Here is a 19,883-nt window from a genome sequence, read left to right as displayed (position 1 = left end):
CGCTACAGCCCAGGCACCCGCAGGGGCAGGTGTTCTCTGCCCCATGTTGAGCAGTCTCGTCCATCCTTTCCGCACAGGACACCGTCTGAGGCCTCCCAGAGTCGGCCGATCAGCGTGTTGCCGCTCGGTCGACGGCGACGAGCCTGAACTCGCTGGTGTACAGATCGCCGTCGGCGTCCGGCAGCCAGAGGTGTTCCCGGTCTGGAAGCATCTCGGTGACCGTCAGCTCCGCGTTGGGCCGTTCGGCGGCCCCCCGCACCAGGTGCAGGAGCGAGGTGATCAACAAGGGGCTCCGCCGGTCAACATAGACCGGCTTGCGCTCCCCGGTGACCCGGATGAACACCCGCCGCGGCAGCCCCAGACGGTCTGCGAACTGCTGATACGCCAGGAATCTAGCGGCGTCGTCGCCACTCCGTGTGAGCCCCGTCCCGGCGATGGGGACACGCCACGTCTCCCGCGCCACAACGAGGTTGTCCACGACGATTCTCGGCTGGTGCGGCAGCGGCGGCACCATGCCGAAGGCATCGACGGTCACCATGGACAGCAACTCGCCCAGGACTTCCACGAGATCGGCGTCGAAGGCGCCGCCCTCGTCCCGCACCAGCAACCGTCCGTCGTGCCGCTCGACGCACAGGCCGCCGGCCGGCAGCACGTCGTCGACCGGCGCGCCGCCGGGATCGTCGCCGATCGACCAGTAGGTGTAGTCCGGCAGCAGGTGGGTCAGAGGCGGGAAGGTCCGTGACGTCACGGCCCGCCAGTTCTTGGGCAGCATCGGCACGATGCGGCCGGTGAGGCCGTCTTCCGCCACCCGGCGCGTCAGCGACTCAGGGTCTGGGTGCTGGGCGGCGTATACCCGGTTCTCCAACGTGTTCACGGCCGTGTGCAGTTCGCCGAGGACGAAGAGGGCGCCCGTGGCGCTTCGTGCGCCGTCGGGGGTCACCAGCATCAGATCCGGGCTGTGGTACCGCGCCGCGGTCCAACCGGGACCAGGGCAGTCAAACGCCGCCCGCACGCGGTCGCGGAGCTCGGCCGACGTCACCTGCACCGGGGCCGTGCCGTCCCCGCACGCGGGTCCCAGGATGTCCCACCACCGCTGCCTCAGTTCCGCGCCCGCTCGGTCGGTTATCAGGTCCTTCCCCTCGATGAGATGGGGGCCGAGGAGCAGAGTCATGGCGCTCAGGCGGACCGGTCTCCCGTCCCCACGCGCCCGCAGTTCGTCGAAGCACCGGTCGGCGGCCTCGCGGCAGTGAGCGGCGACACGGTCGGTCAGCCATCTGGCCGAGCGCAGGACGAGATCGAGGGCGTCGCCGATCCTGGCGAGCAGATCGCCGCCAACCCGGACGTCGACGTCACGCTGCGCGTCCTCGTAGACGAGGGTCCGTCCACCGGCGAACTCCCCGGGTCTTCGAGAGGACGGCGCGTCCGTCACGTCTTCGAACACCGTGTTGAGTTCCTCAACGGCCCGGACCACGGCGTCGGCGTCTCCGGCGGCTGCGTGCGTCGCGTCCCGCGCCGCCAGCAGACGGTCCACCTCCGCGCGGGCTCGGTCCCGCAGCCGGCTGTCCCCCACCGCATCGAGGCGTGCGCAGAGGTCACGCTCGGGCCAGGATCCGAGCGGCAACACCAGGTCCCAACGCAGGAGCCTACGCTGCGCCAGGTCGTCGAGCCGTTCGAAGACCTCGTCCTCCGCGGCGGGGTCGACGAACCCCAGCCAGGCGGCCTCCTCGGCCAGGGCCACCGCCGAGCGTGTGCCGTCGGCGGCGTTGAGCAGCACGAGGGACAACTCGTCCAGGAGGACCGGCTGTCGCTGGGGCGCGGCGGCCCGGTTCCCTTCCACCGCCACGGACGGATTGCGCCGGGGCGCAAGCCAGGGGCGGAGCTCGAAGCGCCTGACGAGCGCCGCGCCGACGGCGTCGACAGCCCAGCTCTCGAAGTGCACGGACCGGCTTCTCAACAGCCTGGCGCCCGTCGTCACGCTCAGGCCGTGGCCGTCGGTCAGCTGTGCCCAGGCGACGGGGCCGAAGAAGCCGATGGTCTCGTTCTTCGTGCAGTACCGCTGCAGGTAGCGGGTGAGCCGCATCGCCTTCTTGCGATCGCTCTTGGTGAGGCGTTCCGGAACCGCCCCCGCGGAGAACGCGTCCACGTACCGTGCGAGCAGTTGGGGGTTCTGCCACGCCACGGCCTCACGGAAGCGCGGCTGCCGGATGGCGTCGCGCAGCCGCTCGAGTGTGCCGCGCAGCTCCCGCGCGAAGTGCACGGCGAACTCCCCGGGCATGGGGCCGGCCCCCGGGTCCGGGGTCAGGGCCGGCGCTTCGAGGCCGGTGACCCAGTCGAACGGCATGCCCGCCGTCCGCAGGACGCACTGGTCCCAGACGGCGAAGGTTCCGTCGGCAATCGGAACGTGGTGCCCGGGCTGGCCGGCCGTCGGCTCAGGCACTGTTCCGGGCCTCGTCGACAGCCGCCGAGAACTCCGCGAGGGTCGGGTGGTCGAAGAGCGCGGAGATCGGCAGTTCCACGCCCAGCTCCTCCCGTACCCGTTCGACGAGCTGGACTGCCGCGAGGCTGTCCCCCCCGGTCTCGAAGAAGTCGTCGTCCGGTGCTCCGGAGCGACCGAGGATCTCCGCCCATAGCAGCCGCACGTTCGCGTCCACAGCCGGTGCGGTGGGATCCGCGCTCTCCTGCGGAGGCGCCTCGCCGGCAGCCTGCGCGGACCGCGGCGACGCCGACTGCCGCACCGACGAGATGGTCAGCGCGTGGGTACGGCGCAGTTTGCGGGAGAGCCCCTCTGGAGCCACGATCACCTGGGGGCCGAGCACCGCACCGGTGAACGCCTCGAACAGCCGCCCGCCCTCGGAGACGTCCAGGAAGGTCTCGTCGCTCTCCGAGCCGCCGTCCGCCGAGAGCTCCCGGCGGGCCGGCCGGGGCTGCTCCGTCACGGTGTTCCGGATGGCCCGGGTGGCCATGGACCGCTCGACCTCGCGTAGCGCGAACCCTTCGACGGTGACCACTTCTTCTCCCTCCTCGTTCAGGAGGGCCACGTCGCGTAGGTGCATGCCCTTGGGGGCGTCCGGCCGCACCCGGATCAGCGCGGCGATCCGGTCGGGCAGTGGGCCGCGCACGACGAGTCGCCGGTAGGTGAAGGGCAGCGCATTGCTGTCACCGGGCAGGGGAACGGCGAATGCGGTAGCGCAGTCGAGCATCGCGGGATGAAGGAGGTTGACGGCGCAGTCTTCCCGGAACTCCGCCGGCAGGCGAAGCTCGGCGAGCGCGGTCCGCCCGTCGCCCCGCACCCCGGCCACGTTCAGCCACCTTGGGCCCACCGTCATCAGTCCCGAACCGTCGTTGAAGCGCGGCGGCGCCAGGGGTTCCGTGTGGGTGGCTCGCAGCGTCGCGAGGTCGTGGCGGGCCGACACGTCGTCGTCGGCCACGGCGACGCGCCCCTGTGCAAGGGCGACCCGGCGTTCTCCTTCGCTGCCGACCCGTTCGGTACGGAACCGCCAGGCGGTGCCCTCGGCGTCGGCTTCGGCGCTGAAGCTGATCGTGAGTTCCACCGCGTCGGGTACGGCCACGGGGACGGTGAACGTGATGTCCCGCAACTCGATCGGCAGCGGCAGGAACGTCCGGGCGGCGCGGAGGACGAGTTCCAGGTGCCCGGTTCCCGGGAGCACCGGCGTCTCGCCCAATCGGTGCTCGTCGACGAGCCAGCAGGCTGGGGTGAGCAGGATGCGGAACGACCGTTCTCCCGTCGAGCCGTCAGGAAGTGACACCACGACAGGTTCGTCTCGCCGCTGGTCCTCGGCGCCGCTCAGGAACCTGGACCGGTTCGCCGCCGCATCGACCGCCATGCCCCCTCCGGCCCAAGAAGGCCAGTTGACCGAGACGGTTCTGCCGGGGCGACGACGGTCCCGATCGTGGGCGAAGGCGTCGAGGAAGGCGTTGGCCGCAGCGTAGTCGGCCAAACCGAACTGTCCCGTTACGGCGGCCACGGAGGAGTAGAGCACAAAGGTCTTCGGCTCGTCCCCGAGAATCTCGTCGAGGAGGAGGGCCCCTGTGATCTTCGGGCGCAACACCTTCTCCGCCTCGTCCGGGTCCTTCACCGCGAGCATCCCTCCGCCCGCGACACCCGCGGCGTGCACCACCCCGATGACCGGGCCGAAGCGCTCACGGACCCCTTTCAAGGCTTCGCGGAGCCGATCGCGGTCGGTCACGTCCACAGCCAGCGGAACGACTGTGCTGCCGAGTTCCTCCATACGCAGCACGGCCTCGACGGCACGACGCGTGCCGACGTCGAGCGCGTCGAGCTGAGACCAGGCCGTACGGTCGGGCAGACCGCTGCGCCCCAGCAGCACCAAGGTGACCGGCGCGCGACGGGCGAGTCGTTCGGCGGCGACCAGGCCGAGTGCGCCAAGGCCCCCGGTGACCACCCATACGTCACCGGCCGCCACGGCGGGTACGGCCGCATGCACGAGGTCCTCCGCGACGGGCCGGAACGACGGAGTCCACCGCCGGTGGCCGCGCACGGCGCACCGCACGGCACCGGTGCCGTAGTCGCCCGTGATCTCGGGCCAGAACCGCGCGACCAGGGCGGAGTCGAGTTCGCCGGACGGCCCGGGCGTCAGGTCGAGGACCCGGGTGCGCAGCGCTTCGCGTTCCTTGACACCGACGTCGAGGAGGGCGGCGATCGGCGCCTTGCCGGGCTCGACGCCTTCGCTGTCCGCTCCCGACACGTCCCACAGTCCGCTCACCATGCTCGTCACCCGGACCGGCCGGTCCTTGGGAGCGTGCCTGCCGATCTCCAGGAGGAGACCCTGGAGTGGGCGGTATCCCCGCTCCAGCCAGTGTTCGGCCGCCTGGGCGTCGGAGAGTCCCTCGGGCCGCGCCCCGAACGCCCAGAGGTGCAGGATCTCCAGCGGCTCGGTGCCCCCGCGGAGACGCTCTCGGACGGCGGCGGGCAGGCCGCCGGGTGACCGCCCGTCCAGGCCCTCCACGGTGACGTGCGCCGCTCCCTCCGCGCGGAGGCGCTCGGTGAAGCGCGGCACGGCCTCGTCGGAGAGGACGAGCCAGTCGCGGCCGGCTACCGCGTCGGAGCCCTGCACTGACGGGGGCGCTTCCATCCAGGTCGGGACAGTGACGCGGTCGTCGACGGTTCCGTCCTCAGCCTCGTCCGTGTGTGCGGCCGGTGTGGTGTCGGAGGTTCCGCGCGGGTCCTCGGGGTCGGGGTGGATCCAATAGGTCTGCCGGTCGAAGACGTATCCGGGGAGGGTGACGTCCCCTCGCCGTTCGTCCCGGGTGAGCCGCGCCCAGTCGACGTCGACGCCCGCCTGCCAGAGGTTCGCCACAGCGCGGTAGAGGGTCTTGAGAGCGCCGGCCGACTCCTTGCCGGTAGGCAGCGAAGCAATCGCCTGACCACCGCGGGAGCCCGTCACCTGGCGTCGTACGAGCGGCGTGAGCTGTCCCGGGCCGACCTCCAGGAGCAGCGGCCGGCCGAGTTCCGCGGCCGCTTCCACCGCTTCGCTGAAACGGACCGGCATGGACATCTGCCGGCCCCAGTAGGCGGGGTCCGCGGCGTCCTCGTCGCTGATCCACTGTCCGGTGACGTTCGAGACCCAGGGGACGGCGGGGCGTCCGAGGGGAAGGGTGGCGACGAAGCGGGCGAGCTCATCCGCCGCGTCCTTGGTGAGCGGGGTGTGGAAGGCGTGGTTGACCTCGAGTCCCACGGACCGCTGTCCTCGGGCCGCGAGCTCGTCCACGGCCTTGCCGACCGCGTCCGGCGTCCCGGAGAGCACACAGGCTCTGGGGCCGTTCTCCGCGCTGATCCATACCTCGGGGTGCTGGGCGAGGAAGGTCTCCGCCTGCGTCCGGGACATCGACACCGCGACCATGCGGCCGTGCGGAGACCGGGCGAGCAGTTTGCCCCGGCGCACGACGAGCCGTGCCGCCGAGGCGAGGTCGAACACCCCTGAGACGGTCGCCGCAACGAGCTCGCCGATGCTGTGACCGATCAACGCGTCGGGCCGGACATCCCAGGAGGCCCACAGCCGGGTCAGGGCCCACTCGACGGCGAACAGGGCCGGCTGGGCGATGTCGGTGGCACGCAGCCGCTCCCGGTCGAGAGCCGCCGTGTCCGGGTCGGATGCGAGCAGGCAGGTGCGCAGGACGTCCGCGACCGGTGCGCCGACGGCCGTGAGGCACTCCTCGAACGCCTCACGGAAGACCGGTTCGCTCGCGTGCAACTCCGCAGCCATGCCCGGGTACTGGGCTCCCTGTCCGGGGAAGACGAATACGACCGGGCCGGCCTTCTTCGGTGCTTCTGCGGGGCGTTCGGCCAGCTCGGCGAGGGCTTCCGCCGTTTCGGTCGGATCGTCACCGACGACGGCCAGCCGGTGCGTGTGGTGGAGCGGCCGGCGCCGGAGCGCGTGGGCGACGTCGGCAACGTCGTCTCCGGCAGTGACGAGGTGCTCGCTGATCCGGCGCGCGGACTCGGCGAGTGAGGCCTGCGAAGCGGCCGCCAGCGGCAGGACGAGGGCGGGGCGGGAGGGAGTGGTGGTGCGCTGGGCCGCAGGAGGCCCCTCGATGATCATGTGTACGTTGGTGCCGCCGATACCGAACGAGCTGACGCCTGCATAGCGCGGTCCCGAGACCGGCCAGGGAACGGTGTCCGCAGTGACCACGAAGGGGGTGGCGTCGATCTCCATCAGGGGATTGGGAGTGGTGAAGTTCGCGGTGCCCGGGATCAGCCCCTTCTCGACTGCGAGGACGGCCTTGATCAGGCCGGTGATACCGGAGGCGGGGCCGAGATGGCCGACGTTGCCCTTGGCCGAGGAGAGCAGACTGTAGCCGCGCTGGTCGGTGAACTCCCGATATGCCTTGGTGAGCGCCTGCACCTCGATGGGGTCGCCGATCGAGGTGCCGGTCCCATGCCCCTCCACATAGCCGATGTGTGCCGGATCCACGCCGGAGACGGTCAATGCCTCGAAGATCGCGGCGAACTGGCCCTCCACACTGGGGGCGGTGAAACCGGCCTTGCGATTGCCGTCGTTGTTGACGGCGGATCCGCGGATGACGACGAGGACACGGTCCCCGTCCCGCTGGGCGTCCGCGAGGGGTTTGAGGACGACCGCGCCGGCACCGCTGCCGAAGATCGTGCCGTCGGCATCCGCGTCGAACGGCCTGCAGCGACCGTCGCGCGAGAAGATGCCGCCCTTGACCCAGCGGTGCCCGGCGCCGTACGGCATCTCCAACTGCACGCCACCGGCCAGGGCCACGTCACACTCGCCGTTCCGGAGGGTCTGGCAGGCGAGGTGCACCGCCAGGAGCGAGGTGGAGCACGCCGTGGCCACGGTGAACGCCGGGCCTCGAAGGTCCAATTTGTAGGCGACGATGGTGGAGATGTAGTCGTTGTGGTTGCCAGCCTGGATCCCGATCTCGCCGTACGTCTGCACGGCTTTGGCGTTGCGCCGCACGTTCAGGTCCGCGTAACGGTTGGTTACGCCCCCCGCGAAGACGCCGACAGATGACTCCGTGCGCCGGGGGTCGACGCCCGCGTCCTCGAGAGCGGCGTAGGCGACCTCAAGGAAGATCCGTTGCTGAGGGTCCCTCAACTCGGCCTCGCGCGGGGTGAACCCGAAGAGGCGTGCGTCGAAGTCGCCCGCGTCCTCCAGCAGGGGGGCGTACTTGACGTACGACGGGTCCTGAATGCTCGACTCCGGCACACCGGCCCGCCGCAATCCCTCGTCGGTCAGGCGTGAGAGGCTCACCTCTCCGGCTGTCAGGTTCGCCCAGTAGGCCGCCGCGTCGGGCGCCCCGGGGAATCGGCCAGCCAGGCCGATCACTGCTATGCGATCGTCTTCGTCAGCAATCATGTAACAGTCAAATCCCTTTGCATAGCGCTTGGTTCGTCCTGCTACCGCACATCGGCACGGCGTCGCCGCTACCTGTCGCCCCTGAGCGTCACTCCGTCGCGAGATCCTCGATCTCGGTAGTCATGACGGGGAGAGAGATGCCGCCGTCGACGGCAAGATTCACGCCCGTGATGTAGGAGGCGGCGTCAGAACAGAGGAACAGGGCAGCGAGGGCGGAGTCCTGCGGCTCCCCCAGGCGGCCCAGCGGGATGCGGCCACGGTGCTTCTCAAACGACGGCGGCACACCCGGCCGGCCCACCGCCATGTTGTTGACGGCCGCCTTCGAGGGCGTCGGGCCTGGAGCGAGCGCGTTCACCCTGATGTTGTAGCGACCCCACTCCCGCGCCCAACTCGTGGTGAGCGCAAGGACTCCGGACTTGGCGGCCGCGGCGTGGGAGAAGTGGGCGCTCCCTCGGTGCGGGTCCGTCATCACGATGTTGAGCACCGCTCCCGCACGCTGCTCGATCATATGCGGAACCACGGCACGGGTGCAGAGGAACGTACCGAGCAGGTCGATGTCGATGACGGTGCGGAACGACCGGCTGGACATGGTCTCGGCCGGCGAATAGAAGTTGCCCGCGGCGTTGTTGACGAGCACGTCGATGCCGCCGGACTCAGTGAGCGTCTCTTCCACCATCCGCGCCACGGCGTCCTCGTCGCGTACGTCGCAGCGCACGACGGCACAGCTCACGCCGAGCCCCTCGAGCCGGTTCCGCGCAGCCTCCAGGCGTTCCTCGCTACGCGAGGCCAGTACGACATGGGCGCCGTGCAGCCCGAACTCGCGGGCCATGCCGAACCCGATTCCCGTGGCGCCGCCCGTGATGACCACGACACGGCCACTGTAGAGATCTCGCCTGAAGTGAGTCACAACAATCCCGCCACGGTATCCGGAGACATCGGCAAGCACATACGTCGTCGCCCGTCTCACACATTCGGACGGGAGTGCCGGGGCACTAGACGATCAAGCCCCGGAGCCAACGTACGCAGCCGGGACCGCCGTAGTCCAGCGCTATTGGAAGAGAGATCCTGATCACCTCGGAGAACCACGACAAGACGGACCTACTGGGCTTCATCAGCATCATCGCGGCGTTGAAGACCGGCCCTTGCCGAACGGCTCTTGACCCCCCCGAGCCGATCATGATCTCCTGGATCGATGCAGCCTGAATTCGACGAGGTGGAAATACGACGACTCGTCACGAAGCAGGTGGAATCCCTGACGGGGACGTCGGCCGGAGAGGACGACGACTTGTTCGATCTCGGCCTCACATCGGCGAACGCGGCTCTGCTCAGCACCTGGATAGAAGCGACTTTCGGTGTGCCGGTGACTATGCGGACCGTATTCGAAAGACCTGAGATCGGGTTGCTCGTCGCGGCCATAGCACAGCCACCTGGCGGAGGAGACCGGACATGAAGCACGCCATCGCCGTGCGGGAATTAACCCGGACCTACACCGGAAGAACCCGGACCAGTCTGTTCCGCTCCTCGGAGAAGAAGTCCTCCACGGCACTGCACTGCATTGACCTGGAGATAGAACCCGGCGAGGTTCGGGGAATCCTGGGTCCCAACGGAGCCGGAAAAAGCACCCTCATCAAAATCCTGTCGACGGTGCTGCTGCCAACCTCCGGGCAAGCCCGGGTGCTGGGCCGCGACGTCACCACCGACGCCGCGGCGGTCCGCCGTCGGATCGGGATCGTCTTCGGCGGAGAGCGCGGGCTCTATGGCCGACTCACCGCCCGTGAGAACCTGGACTACTGGGCGGCACTTTACGGCCTGCCCAAGCGAGTCCGCGAGGCCCGCATCGGCGAACTCCTGGAACGCATCGGGCTGGGCGAGCACGCGGACACACCGGCGGACCACATGTCGCGCGGTATGAAGCAGCGCCTCCATCTGGCACGGGGACTGGTGGGGGATCCCGAGGTCATCTTCCTGGACGAGCCGACCGTGGGCATGGACCCCGTGGCAGCACGCGAGTTCCGCACGCTGGTGGGCGACCTGCACAGGGACGGCCGGACGATCCTGATCACCACCCACGACATGCGTGAGGCCGAGGCGGTCTGCGATCGCATCACCCTGATCGACCGCGGCCGAGTCGTCGGCACGGCCAGTCCCGATACCGTCGGCCAGTGGATCACCGCATTCGAGCGGGTGGAGGCGCAGCATGTCCCGGCCGAGCTGCGCGAGAAGATCGGTCTGCTCAACGGCGTCGCCTCGATCGACACGCACCCGAACGACTGGATCCAGATCAACACGGATTCCCCTGGGGCCATACGCCCGGTCCTGGAGCTCCTTGTCGCGAGCGGGGTCACCATGATCCGCACGAGTCTGCCAAGCCTGGAGGACGTCTACGTGGCCGTGGTGGGAGACCGAGGCCTCTCGGTATGAACGAGTTGTTCGCGGGGACAAAAATCCAGCTCCGCCTCTTCCGGAGAAACCCGGGCCACCTGATGGTCTTCACGACGATCCCGTTCTTCTCAGCCATTTTCCTGTCCTCGTTGAACGCGGCGGACCGAACGGACCTCGCCCCCTACGCGGTCATCGCCCCTACGCTGATGGCGCTCTGGCTGGTCTCCCTCGATCTCGCCGGCTCGGTCATCGACCACGACCGCGAAGAAGGCAGGCTGGAACTCTTCACCGCGTCGCCGGCGAACCTCTCGCTCATGCTCACGGGCCGGGTTGTCGTCGTCTCCATGGCCGGTCTCCTCGCTTTCGTCGAGGCTGCACTCACCGCCCGCGTGTTCTTCGGCGTCTCCCTGCCCACCGCACACCCATGGCACATCCTTCTGACGCTGTTGGCGACCGTACTCGCCACGGCAGGCACGGCCACGGTCATGGCGGGAATCTTCGTGACCGCCCGATCGGCGCACCGCTTCGCTAACGCCCTCGGATACCCGTTCTACGTCCTGGGGGGCGTCCTGGTGCCGGTGACATTCCTGCCGTTGTGGATCAAACCGGTCAGCTGGTTCGTCTACCTCTACTGGAGCGCCGACCTCCTGCGCTCGGCCACGAATCCGGCACCGGTTGAGGACTTCGGACCGCGGCTGGGAGCCCTGTGCCTGCTGGGAAGCGTCTCCTTCGGTCTCGGATTCTTCGTGGTGAACCGATTCATGCACCGCGCTCGCGCCCACGGAATCACGGGGACGGCATGAGACTGATTTCTGAGTGGTGCGGCGTCTTCACGACCGCGGCGCGTATCGGGTTCCGCGAGTTCACTACTTTCTACACCTGGCGTGCCTGGGTATTCGGCTGGTTTCTCCGCCTGGTGGCACAGGTCGTCTTCTTCGGCAGCATCGGACTGCTGGTCCAGTCGCCCGAGCGCATCCGGTATATGGTCATCGGAAACGCCGCCGCGGTCGTGTGCATCGAAGCCCTTGCCGTCGTCACCAGCACGGTACGAGAACGTGCCCTGGGGACACTCGCCCTCCAGGTGGCGTCGCCCACCGACTATTCGCTCACCTATCTCGGACGCGGCATCTACTGTCTGATCGTCGGCATCGTCAGCAGTACGTCCGTGCTCTTCGTCGCGGCCGCCGTCTTCGGACTCCACCTACCCTTCCCCGACCTTCTCGTGACACCGGCCCTCATGCTCGTGACGGGGGCTTCGGCCTATGCGCTGGGAATCGCCATCGGTGCTGTCGTCATGCGCTTTCCCTCAATGCAGTTCCTCGCCCTGAACCTCGCCTATCTGTCCCTCATGACGTTCTGCGGAGTGAACGTCCCCGTGGACTACTGGCCCGGCCCGGTGAGCGCGATCGCACAAGTCCTTCCGCTCACCCACGGACTCGACGCACTGCGCATGGTGCTGGAATCCGGCAGCCCTGCCGATGTCCTGTCGTCCGTCGGACAGGAGATCGCTGTGGGTGGATTCTGGCTGCTAGTCGGAATCCTCCTCCTCAAGCAGGCGGTGACGGGCGAGCGCCGCAGAGGAACTATCGAGCTGTCAGCTTGACCCCCACGGGTGCCCACCGTTCCTTATCGGGAGATGACATGAATCCTGTTGACCGTGCGATCGACCGCATTCGGTCGGCCATCTCAAACGATCGCCACCTGGGAGTGCAGCTCTACGCCTCGGTGGACGGCGAGACAGTCGTCGACGAGGCGTTCGGGGAGGGATCCCCGGGGACGCCCCTGCTCCGCAACGACGCCGTCCCGTGGATCTGTTCGACGAAGCTGCTCGGCGCGATGGCCGTGAGCCAGCTGCTGGACGAACACGGGATGAGCCCCGGCGCACCCGTCGCGGAAATCGTTCCCGAGTTCGGCCGGAACGGCAAGCACGACGTGACGATCGCCCAACTGATGTCGCACACAGTGCCGTACGCGATCGACAGCGAGGCGGCGTTCCACACGACCGACCACAAGACAGCCCTCGCGTCGTTGTGCGCGACCTCCCTCTCCGCCCCGCCCGGCTCTCGCCCGCAGTACAGCCCGTTCGGTTCCTGGATCGCCGTCGCCGAGTGGGTCGGCCGCCTGTCGGGAGTCCCGTATGAGGAGTACGTGCACCGAGACCTGCTGTCGCCCCTCGGGCTGCGTCACACGGTGCTCGGCACCCCCGAGCCGGGGACCGCAGACGAGGTGGTGCCACTACCCCTCTACGGCTGGGAGAAGGATCCGGTCGAGGGTGAGGACGCCCCCGATCTCGTCCCCTTCTCCTTCCTGGTCGGGCATCCGAGCGTCGGCGCCCACGGACCCGCCCACGAGCTGGCACGTCTGCTGGAATGTCTGGTCCAGGACGGCGAGGTGAAGGGCCACCGGGTGCTGAGGCCCGGGGCGGTCAGGACCATCGCGACCGCCCACCGCAGTGGAATGGTGGATGGCTACTTCGGCGGCCTGGACGTCTCCTGGGGACTCGGAGCCTGTGTCGACCCCATACTCTTCGGCGCGCCTCCCGGCTCACCCGTCGTGGGACACACAGGTACCAACTGCGGGATCGCCGTGGGCGACATGGAACGCGGGCTCGTGGTGTGTCATCTGGCTACCAACAAGTCGTTCCAGGGACTCGGGCCCGGCCGCCTCGAGAGCCGGGTGGTGCGGGACCTCTACGGACTCGTGCGATGACGGCCCACGGATCCCCCAGGTCCCGCTCGGTGCTGGTCCACTTCGGGTCGCCGACCCCCGGGCCCCGGCGGCTGCGGCTGCTGTGCATCGCCCATGCCGGCGCCGGCGCCGCGCCCTTCCGGGGCTGGGGCGAGCTGGTGCCCGACTGGATCTCGGTCGTCGGTGTGCGGCTGCCCGGGCGGGAGAGCCGCCTGCGGGAGCCCCTGCTCACATCGATGGAGGACGTCGCCCGGCACATCGTCGCCGAACTCGAGGGCCACACGGGTCCCGTGGCCTTGTTCGGGCACTGCTTCGGTGGGCCGGTGGCCTTCCGCGTCGCGCAGCTTCTGGAGGAGGCCCGCACATGCGAGGTCGTCCGGCTGGTCACGGCCAGCGCGCCGGTGCCGGGCCGGGTAGCGGACGGACGGCTCACGCACGAGCTGTCGTCCGACGAGCTGTACGCCTCGCTTGTCGGCACCGGCGCCATGAACGACGGACAGTTCGGGCAATCGATCTTCGGCCTCACCGAGAACGCGATCCGGGCAGACTTCCAGGCGTTCGAGACCTGGACGTCGGACGACTTCGGCCGGATCGAGGCACCGGTCCTCGCCGTCAGGGGCGAGGACGACCGCGTCCTCGCTGAGGAGAGCGAGGACGAGTGGGCGTCCTTCACCGAAGGGGGTCTTGCCACCCGGTCCGTACCCGGTGGCCACTTCCTCCTCGGCGCTGACATGCCGGGGCTCGTCGACGTTGTCGTGCGTCAGCTCGTGGACGACCACGCCGGTCGCTGAGGGCGCCCCGCGTCCGGATCCTCGGCCTCGCCGGCGTCCCCACGCGCGAGGCCGACCAGTTCGTCCCGGAGGAGCTCCATCAGCTGCTCCTCGCTCGAGAACTGGAAGAAGTGCCCGCCGGAGAACCGGCGTATCCGGAACGCCGCCGTCGTGTGCAGAGACCAGGCGTTCAGCTCCGTCATCCCGACCGACGCGTCGTCCTCTCCCCCGAGCGCGAGGATCGGCACGTTGAAGGGCCGGGGCGCGTGCTCCTCGGCCGTCTCGCTCAGAGCGAAGTCCGCGCGGATCACCGGCAGGAAGAGGTCGAGTATCTCCCGGTTGTCCAGCAACTCCTGCGGCGTGGCACCGAACTCCTCGATCTTGCAGATGAGTTCCTCCCGAGACAGGGTGTGCATCAGCGGCGGCGCTGGCTGATGCGGTGCCCGGTGCGCCGCGACGACGAGAAGTCCCGGCAGGGGGAGCTCACGCTCCGCCAGGGCGTGCACCACCCGGTGGGCGAGTCGCGCACCCATGCTGTGCCCGTAAAGGGCGTAGGGAGGCAGGCACCAGTCGGAGACCGCGTCCGCGACGTCACGGGCCAGCGCGTCGATATCGGTCGCCAACGGTTCCCGGTGCCGCTCCTCACGCCCCGGAAGTCGTACGGCATGGACGTCTGCGACGTCCGCCAGCAGGGCCGGCCAGGTGCGGAAGGCGGTCGCGCCGCCGCCCGCGAAAGGAAAGCAGAGGAGTCGTGGGCGCCCCATGCCGGAGCGCGGGGCGGGCTCCCGGATCCACCTGTTCCGCGTCTCGGTCGGTGCTCCCTGGTTCCGGATCATCGGTTGTCTCCTTCGCTATGGATGGCCGCCCTGGCGGCACGCCTGAGTTCACGGGCGCTCACGTGGCGTGCCGGTAGCGCGAAGGGGCGTTCGCCCGGCCCCGCCGGCGCCCCTGACAGGTGGTCCGTCATCCGCCGGACCGTGGAGCTCTGGAAGACCAGCAGGGGCGGCAGCTGCCTGCCGAGCTCCTCCTCCAGCCGGATGCGGAGCCGCACCGCCATGGAGGAGGTGCCGCCCAGGTCGAAGAAGTTGTCGTCCATCCCGACCGATGGACGGCTCAGGACCTCCTGCCAGACGCTCTCGACGGTCCGTTGCAGGACCCCGCGACGGGGCTCAGCGGAGGGCATCGGCGTCACGGGTGCCGCCGTCCGGCCGCTCCCGGATCCCGTACCGGTCAGGTCCGGACGGGCCGCAAGGTCCGTCAGCCGGCCGCTGTCCAGCTTCCCGTTGGGCGTGAGAGGCAGGGAGGTCAGCAGGCACACGTCGTCGGGCAGGTAGCCGCTGGGGAGGATCGTCGCGAGCTGCCGCAGGACGTCCTGCGGGTCCAGCGGGCTGTCGTCTTCGGGGACCACGTAGGCGACCAGTCGCGGGCCCGCCGTCCCTCCGTAGGGGAGTACCACCGCCGCGTCCGCGACCCCGGGGAGAGCACGCAGTTCCGCGACGAGGTGAGCGGTCGACACGCGGTGTCCCCGGGACTTCACCAGGGTGGCGGCGCGGCCGACGAACGCGACCGAACCGTCCGCGAGCCGACGGCCGATGTCCCCGGTGCGGAAGACGGTCCGCCCTGAGCCGTCCCCGTGGTCGCTCGCGTACACCAGTGCGGTGGCCGCCTCGTCATCGAGGTAGCCCATCGTCAGGAGAGGGCTGCGGACGACGATTTCACCCAGCTCACCGCAGGCGGCCAGAATGCCTCCTGCGGTGACGACGTCGAGACGCGCCTCAACGGCCCCGTGTCCGAGGGAGCTCTCACGCCGGTCGCGTCCGGGTTCGCCGGGCGGCAGGTCGTGGCAACTGGCGGCCTGGGGCGTCTCGGTGGTGCCGTAGACGGACACGATGCGCGCGGCCGGGGCGACGGCTCGCCACGCGTCGACCGTCTCGTCGGTGAGGAGGTCGCCGCCGAAGCACACCAGCCGGACGTGGTCGAGCACCACGCCGCCGCGCCGCGCGGCTTGCGCGATCAGCCGTCCGACCATCGGCGTCGAGTGGACCACCGACGTCCGGTGGGCCGCGAGCCACTGCGCGGCGCGGCCCGGATCGATCCGGTGGCCGGGCGGTGGCACCGTCAGTGTTCCCCCGTTCCACAGGGGAAGCAGCATGTCGCGCAGGTGCGGATCGTGGGATGGGCCGGACAGTGCGCAGAACCGGTCCCGCGGACCGATCCGGTACCGCGCCGACCACCACTCCAGGTAGGCGAGAAGCGGCCGCTCGGCGCCGAGCACCAGCCGTGGTTGCCGCGTCGTGCCCGACGTGGGGAGCAGGTACAGCGGGCGTCCCTTGGCCGGGGAGGCACCGCCGCCGACCCGGTGGTGCGGCGCTCGGGCCCCGGGCCGCAGTTCCTCGACGACCACACCGTCGCCGGTGTGGCGCAGCGCGAAGCGCGGCTGTGCCCTGTCTCTCAGCCGCGCGCGCCACGGGGCGGGATGGTTCGGATCCATGACGAGGAATACGCCGCCGCTCTCCCAGACGCCCAGCACCGCCGAGGTGAGGTGACGGCCGGGGGCCTCCGTGATCTCCACGAGGTCTCCGGGTTCCAGTCCGACCTCCCTGAGCCTTCGGGCGACGGTGTCCGAGGCCGAGAGCAGCTCCGCGTAGGTCCAGGCGCCCTCGTGGTCGGTGACGGCGGGATGCGCCGGCGGGTGGCGGCGGATCCTGTCAAGCACACCGTCCCGGACGGGCACGGATGCGGGACCCTCGACGGCCCGCTGCCGTCCCTCATCGAGGTCTAGGGCGTCGACGTGTACGGACACGTCGTCGGCGAAGGTGCGTGCCACGGCCAGCATCTGCGCCAGCAGGGCGCGCGCGTAGGGGCCTTCCAGGAACGCGGTGTCGTGCACGAGGTCCAGCCGTACGGCGTCCTCGTCGCGCTGGTCCACGTAGAGAGACAGACCGAAGGGCACCCCCGGGACAGGTGCCGGCAAGCGCCGCGCTGTCGCGGTCCCGAGACGGAGAGAGTGAGTCGGATAGCTGAGCACGTTGAACCACGCCGAGAACGGCGCGGCGGGATCCTCGTCCCTGGCCGGCCTTACGGCGGCCACGACGTCCTCGAAGGGCACGTCCTGATGCAGCTGGGCGCCGATCAGCATGTCGTGGGCGCGCTTGAGCAGGTCGCGACCGGAATCGGCCTCCGGGATCCGCAGGCGCAGCACGGCTGTCGAGATGAAGAAACCGACGGTCTGGAGAAGATCCGCGCCGGTCCGGCCGCTGAGCGGAGTTCCCATGACCACGTCGCGGGTCCCGCCCCAGCGCCCGAGGACGACGGCGAAGCAGGCGAGCCAGACGGCACTCGCCGTGACCCGTTCGGTCCGGGCGAGCTCCTTGATCCGCCGGACCAGTTCCGTATCGACGGGGAGGGACTCGCGGACCGCCCCGGTCGGCGCGCCCCGGTCGGCCGGTGGCAGCGTCGGGGGCTGCGGCAGGTCGCGGAGGAGCTGCTTCCAGAAGGTCGTCTGCGCCTCCAGGACCATCGGGTCGACGCGTCGGGACGCGTACGTCCGGTAGGGCGTGGGCACTGCGGGCAGCGTGGGTACCGCCCCCCGCAGCCGCGCGTCATAGAAGGAGGACAGATCGCTCAGCAGGATCTCCAGCGACCACCCGTCAACGACGAGATGGTGCGCAACGAGCTGGAGGAGATGGGTGTTCGCCCCGTTGCGGAGAACCGTCCAGCGCACGAGCGGTGCACTGGCGAGGTCGAAGGGGGTGCGTGCGATGCTCTCGGCGCGTTCGCGTGTGGCGGTCTCGTCCAGGGCACCGGGGATCACCTCCAGGCCCACCGCGCTCACGGCGTGGATCCGCTGCATCGGTTCGCCGTCGATCAGGTGGAAGGTCGTTCGAAGGGCTTCGTGGCGCTGGAGCACGTCGCTAACCGCCGCCTCGAGGGCCGTCATGTCCAACGGGCCGTCGATGGCCCAGAGGTCGACGACGTTGTACTCGGTGCGCCCCGGCCTGAGTTGCTCCGACACCCACATGCGGCGCTGCGTCGGCGCCAGGGGGACGAGGGCGGCGGCGGCCGGCTCGTCGTACGGACCGGTGAGGTGCTCGGTGACCTGCTGCTCAGCCACGGACGGCCCCCAGGACCGCGGTGCGCTCACCGGGTGCCGCCCCGGCTGGCTCCCGCGCAGCCGGCCCTGTGTCGACGGATGTGTCGTTGCGGGCCCGGCCCCAGTGGATCCGTGTCTCGTTGTGGATGTGCCAGATGTCCTCCTCGGTGAGGAGGACGGAGACGACACCGGGAAACGCTTCCTCGAAGTAGATATACGGCTTCCGGTTGTCGACGCGCGGCGAGTGGTAGTCGAGCCGATCGTGCATGCCGTGCTGCCGGGTGACGGGCGTCGCCGGGTGGTACGTGAGGATGTTGGGGCTGGCCAGGTCGATCAGGCCGTCGTCGATGAGACTGCCCACCTCGTGGATCGTCTCATCGATGCTGGAGCGTGTCTCCCCGTCCAGTCCGAACAGCACGGAGGTGCCCAGCCGCAGACCGTGCTTCTTGACGAGGGCGGTCGCCTCCCGCACCTTGGCCGCCCAGGGGCGGTCCACCTCGCGCCGGAGGTTCTTGTGGATGCCGTCCATGACCTGCGAGGACATGCTCTCGATGCCGATGTACACATATGAGCAGCCAGCATCCCGCATCAGGCGGAGGACGTCGTCTGACTCCTCCGCGGAATGCAGCGCGACCAGGGTGTCGACGGTCAGCTGCGCCCCCCACTGGAGGTTGCGCAGCCGCTCCGTGTCGTCCTCGCCGGCGAGGTACGCACGCAGACGCGGGTCGAGGGTCGCGGGGTCGGCCTCCCTGATACGGCCGAGCTCTCGGCAGAACTCCGTCATGTCCTTGTAGCGGCCGCTCCAGAACACGGAATCGTCGAAGAAGACCGCCTCCCCGCCATAGCTCACGTACTCGCATATCCGCTCGATCGCCTTCCCGATCGCGTCGTCACGGAAGCGCCTCAGCCCGTGCCCCACCCGAGCGGACTCGGAACAGAAGTTGCAGCGGTACGGGCATGCGCTGGAGACCATGAAATGCGCGGTGCGAAGCGGGTCGCCGGACTCGGCATCGTCGAAGATCGGGAAGTACGAACGGATCGCGAACGCCTCGTACGGCGAGGGAAGCGACGCGAGGTCGAGGGCGGGGCCGTCGAGCGGCACGGCATGAGAGGGTTCGCCCGCACCGCGCGGCGAAAAGAGCACGAGCGCCTTCCCCGGCCTGACACCCTCCTGCTGGAGTAACCCCTGTAGGCAGGACAGTACGCGGGCCCGGTCGACCCACCGGTCTTCGAGGTCCATGGCCAGGGCGAGCGCCCTCATCAGCACGTCGACCGTGTGGTACGCCTCCCCGGCGACGACGGCGTCGATCACCGGAGGCACCTTGCCCTCCTGGATGACGGCGGGCGTGCCGCTGGGCTTGACCAGCAGACGGCCTCCCCTGGGTGTGACAGTCACGGTCTCGTCCGCGTGACGGCCTCCGAGGACGATATAGGCGCCTGGAACCTCGGTTCTGACCAGAGCGGCGATCTCCAGCGCGTACCTGTGCGCCGGTGAGACGGCGCTGATCAGGACGACTCGGGGCCGGACCTCGCGGAGGAGCCGGAGCCACGTGGTGCGCGCCGCGTCGTCCCAGACGCGCGGATCGAAGACCGTCTGGTCCGTGTTGGGCGCGGTTCCGTAGGAGCGGACTCCGTCATGCCCCACGGAGGCCCGGTACGCCTTGGACGGGAAGGCGGTCCACTCGGGCGCGAGGTCGTTGTAGTGCGTGGCGTCCTTTAGGGGACCCGCGTCGTGCACAGCCTGGTGGACGGCGACGCTGAGCGCCGCGTAGAGGGCCATGGGGTCGCCGGGGTAGGTGATCTCCCCCTCGGCCTGGGTCATCACGGGCGCGAGGACGGCCAGCACCGGGAAGTACCGCGTGCGATCCGGTGCCGCCCCCAGGTCGTCGGCGAGCCGCGCTCGGCGTCGTCGACATCGCTCCAGGAACGATTCTGCATCGATGGAATCCCCCACTCCGTGCATTACCGTCCGGTCACTACCGCTTTCCGTCTCTTCGATGACATGGTTGATCACAAACCCTCCGTACTCGATCGCGATGTCGGTCGACTGGTAGCTGTTTCCGGGCCCGCCCTCCTCGGCATCCGACC

12 protein-coding genes are annotated in these 19,883 nt (G+C 69.5%); 6 read left to right on the top strand and 6 right to left on the bottom strand.

Going from position 1 to position 19,883, the window contains the following annotated elements:
* Positions 1-109: 109 nt before the first annotated feature.
* The 3 genes from OG978_RS33395 to OG978_RS33385 all read right to left on the bottom strand — a co-directional run bounded on the left by OG978_RS33395 (position 110) and on the right by OG978_RS33385 (position 8,730).
* The gene (locus tag OG978_RS33395) at positions 110-2,437 is read right to left on the bottom strand and encodes a lantibiotic dehydratase (RefSeq protein ID WP_326768780.1); all 2,328 of its coding nucleotides are present in this window, start codon (positions 2,435-2,437) and stop codon (positions 110-112) included.
* Positions 2,430-7,862: an SDR family NAD(P)-dependent oxidoreductase gene (locus OG978_RS33390; RefSeq protein ID WP_326768779.1), complete on the bottom strand. Its 5,433-nt coding sequence runs from the start codon at positions 7,860-7,862 to the stop codon at positions 2,430-2,432. The genes OG978_RS33395 and OG978_RS33390 overlap by 8 nt, the downstream gene beginning before the upstream one ends.
* Positions 7,863-7,950: 88 nt before the next feature.
* A complete protein-coding gene (locus tag OG978_RS33385) occupies positions 7,951-8,730 on the bottom strand; it encodes an SDR family oxidoreductase (protein ID WP_326768778.1) in 780 nt (259 codons plus the stop codon).
* Between the two features lie 324 nt (positions 8,731-9,054).
* Here OG978_RS33385 and OG978_RS33380 point away from each other — a divergent pair, with 324 nt between their 5' ends.
* Genes OG978_RS33380 through OG978_RS33355 form a run of 6 tightly spaced genes read left to right on the top strand, consistent with a single transcriptional unit; the run spans position 9,055 to position 13,723 of the window.
* Entirely contained in the window at positions 9,055-9,312 is a 258-nt protein-coding gene (locus tag OG978_RS33380; protein ID WP_326768777.1) for an acyl carrier protein, read from the top strand.
* A complete protein-coding gene (locus tag OG978_RS33375; RefSeq protein WP_326768776.1) occupies positions 9,309-10,283 on the top strand; it encodes an ABC transporter ATP-binding protein in 975 nt (324 codons plus the stop codon). Before OG978_RS33380 ends, OG978_RS33375 begins: the two co-directional genes overlap by 4 nt.
* The gene (locus OG978_RS33370; protein WP_326768775.1) at positions 10,280-11,047 is read left to right on the top strand and encodes an ABC transporter permease; all 768 of its coding nucleotides are present in this window, start codon (positions 10,280-10,282) and stop codon (positions 11,045-11,047) included. The genes OG978_RS33375 and OG978_RS33370 overlap by 4 nt, the downstream gene beginning before the upstream one ends.
* On the top strand, positions 11,044-11,847 hold the full coding sequence (locus OG978_RS33365; protein WP_326768774.1) for an ABC transporter permease: 804 nt from the start codon (positions 11,044-11,046) through the stop codon (positions 11,845-11,847). Before OG978_RS33370 ends, OG978_RS33365 begins: the two co-directional genes overlap by 4 nt.
* Positions 11,848-11,885: 38 nt before the next feature.
* Positions 11,886-12,953 carry a serine hydrolase domain-containing protein gene (locus tag OG978_RS33360; protein ID WP_326768773.1) on the top strand — a complete coding sequence of 356 codons (1,068 nt, stop codon included), beginning with the start codon at positions 11,886-11,888 and terminating at the stop codon, positions 12,951-12,953.
* On the top strand, positions 12,950-13,723 hold the full coding sequence (locus tag OG978_RS33355) for a thioesterase II family protein (protein ID WP_326768772.1): 774 nt from the start codon (positions 12,950-12,952) through the stop codon (positions 13,721-13,723). The genes OG978_RS33360 and OG978_RS33355 overlap by 4 nt, the downstream gene beginning before the upstream one ends.
* Here the strand turns inward: OG978_RS33355 and OG978_RS33350 are convergent.
* The 3 genes from OG978_RS33350 to OG978_RS33340 are packed head-to-tail and all read right to left on the bottom strand — an operon-like array spanning position 13,693 to position 19,749.
* Positions 13,693-14,538 carry a thioesterase II family protein gene (locus tag OG978_RS33350; protein ID WP_326768771.1) on the bottom strand — a complete coding sequence of 282 codons (846 nt, stop codon included), beginning with the start codon at positions 14,536-14,538 and terminating at the stop codon, positions 13,693-13,695. The genes OG978_RS33355 and OG978_RS33350 overlap by 31 nt on opposite strands.
* A complete protein-coding gene (locus OG978_RS33345) occupies positions 14,535-17,816 on the bottom strand; it encodes a condensation domain-containing protein (protein WP_326768770.1) in 3,282 nt (1,093 codons plus the stop codon). Before OG978_RS33345 ends, OG978_RS33350 begins: the two co-directional genes overlap by 4 nt.
* On the bottom strand, positions 17,809-19,749 hold the full coding sequence (locus OG978_RS33340; protein WP_326768769.1) for a B12-binding domain-containing radical SAM protein: 1,941 nt from the start codon (positions 19,747-19,749) through the stop codon (positions 17,809-17,811). Before OG978_RS33340 ends, OG978_RS33345 begins: the two co-directional genes overlap by 8 nt.
* Positions 19,750-19,883 lie beyond the last annotated feature (134 nt).

Source organism: Streptomyces sp. NBC_01591 (assembly GCF_035918155.1).
Classification (GTDB): domain Bacteria; phylum Actinomycetota; class Actinomycetes; order Streptomycetales; family Streptomycetaceae; genus Streptomyces.
The sequence above is the reverse complement of the archived record's forward strand: the minus strand, read 5'-3'. Positions and strand labels throughout refer to the sequence as shown.

What these genes read in the sequence shown, in the direction of transcription:
- OG978_RS33390 (WP_326768779.1), bottom strand. Translation starts at nt 7,862, where the DNA reads ATGATTGCTGACGAAGACGATCGCATAGCAGTGATCGGCCTGGCTGGC.
- OG978_RS33380 (WP_326768777.1), top strand. Translation starts at nt 9,055, where the DNA reads ATGCAGCCTGAATTCGACGAGGTGGAAATACGACGACTCGTCACGAAG.
- OG978_RS33375 (WP_326768776.1), top strand. Translation starts at nt 9,309, where the DNA reads ATGAAGCACGCCATCGCCGTGCGGGAATTAACCCGGACCTACACCGGA.
- OG978_RS33370 (WP_326768775.1), top strand. Translation starts at nt 10,280, where the DNA reads ATGAACGAGTTGTTCGCGGGGACAAAAATCCAGCTCCGCCTCTTCCGG.
- OG978_RS33365 (WP_326768774.1), top strand. Translation starts at nt 11,044, where the DNA reads ATGAGACTGATTTCTGAGTGGTGCGGCGTCTTCACGACCGCGGCGCGT.
- OG978_RS33360 (WP_326768773.1), top strand. Translation starts at nt 11,886, where the DNA reads ATGAATCCTGTTGACCGTGCGATCGACCGCATTCGGTCGGCCATCTCA.
- OG978_RS33355 (WP_326768772.1), top strand. Translation starts at nt 12,950, where the DNA reads ATGACGGCCCACGGATCCCCCAGGTCCCGCTCGGTGCTGGTCCACTTC.
- OG978_RS33350 (WP_326768771.1), bottom strand. Translation starts at nt 14,538, where the DNA reads ATGATCCGGAACCAGGGAGCACCGACCGAGACGCGGAACAGGTGGATC.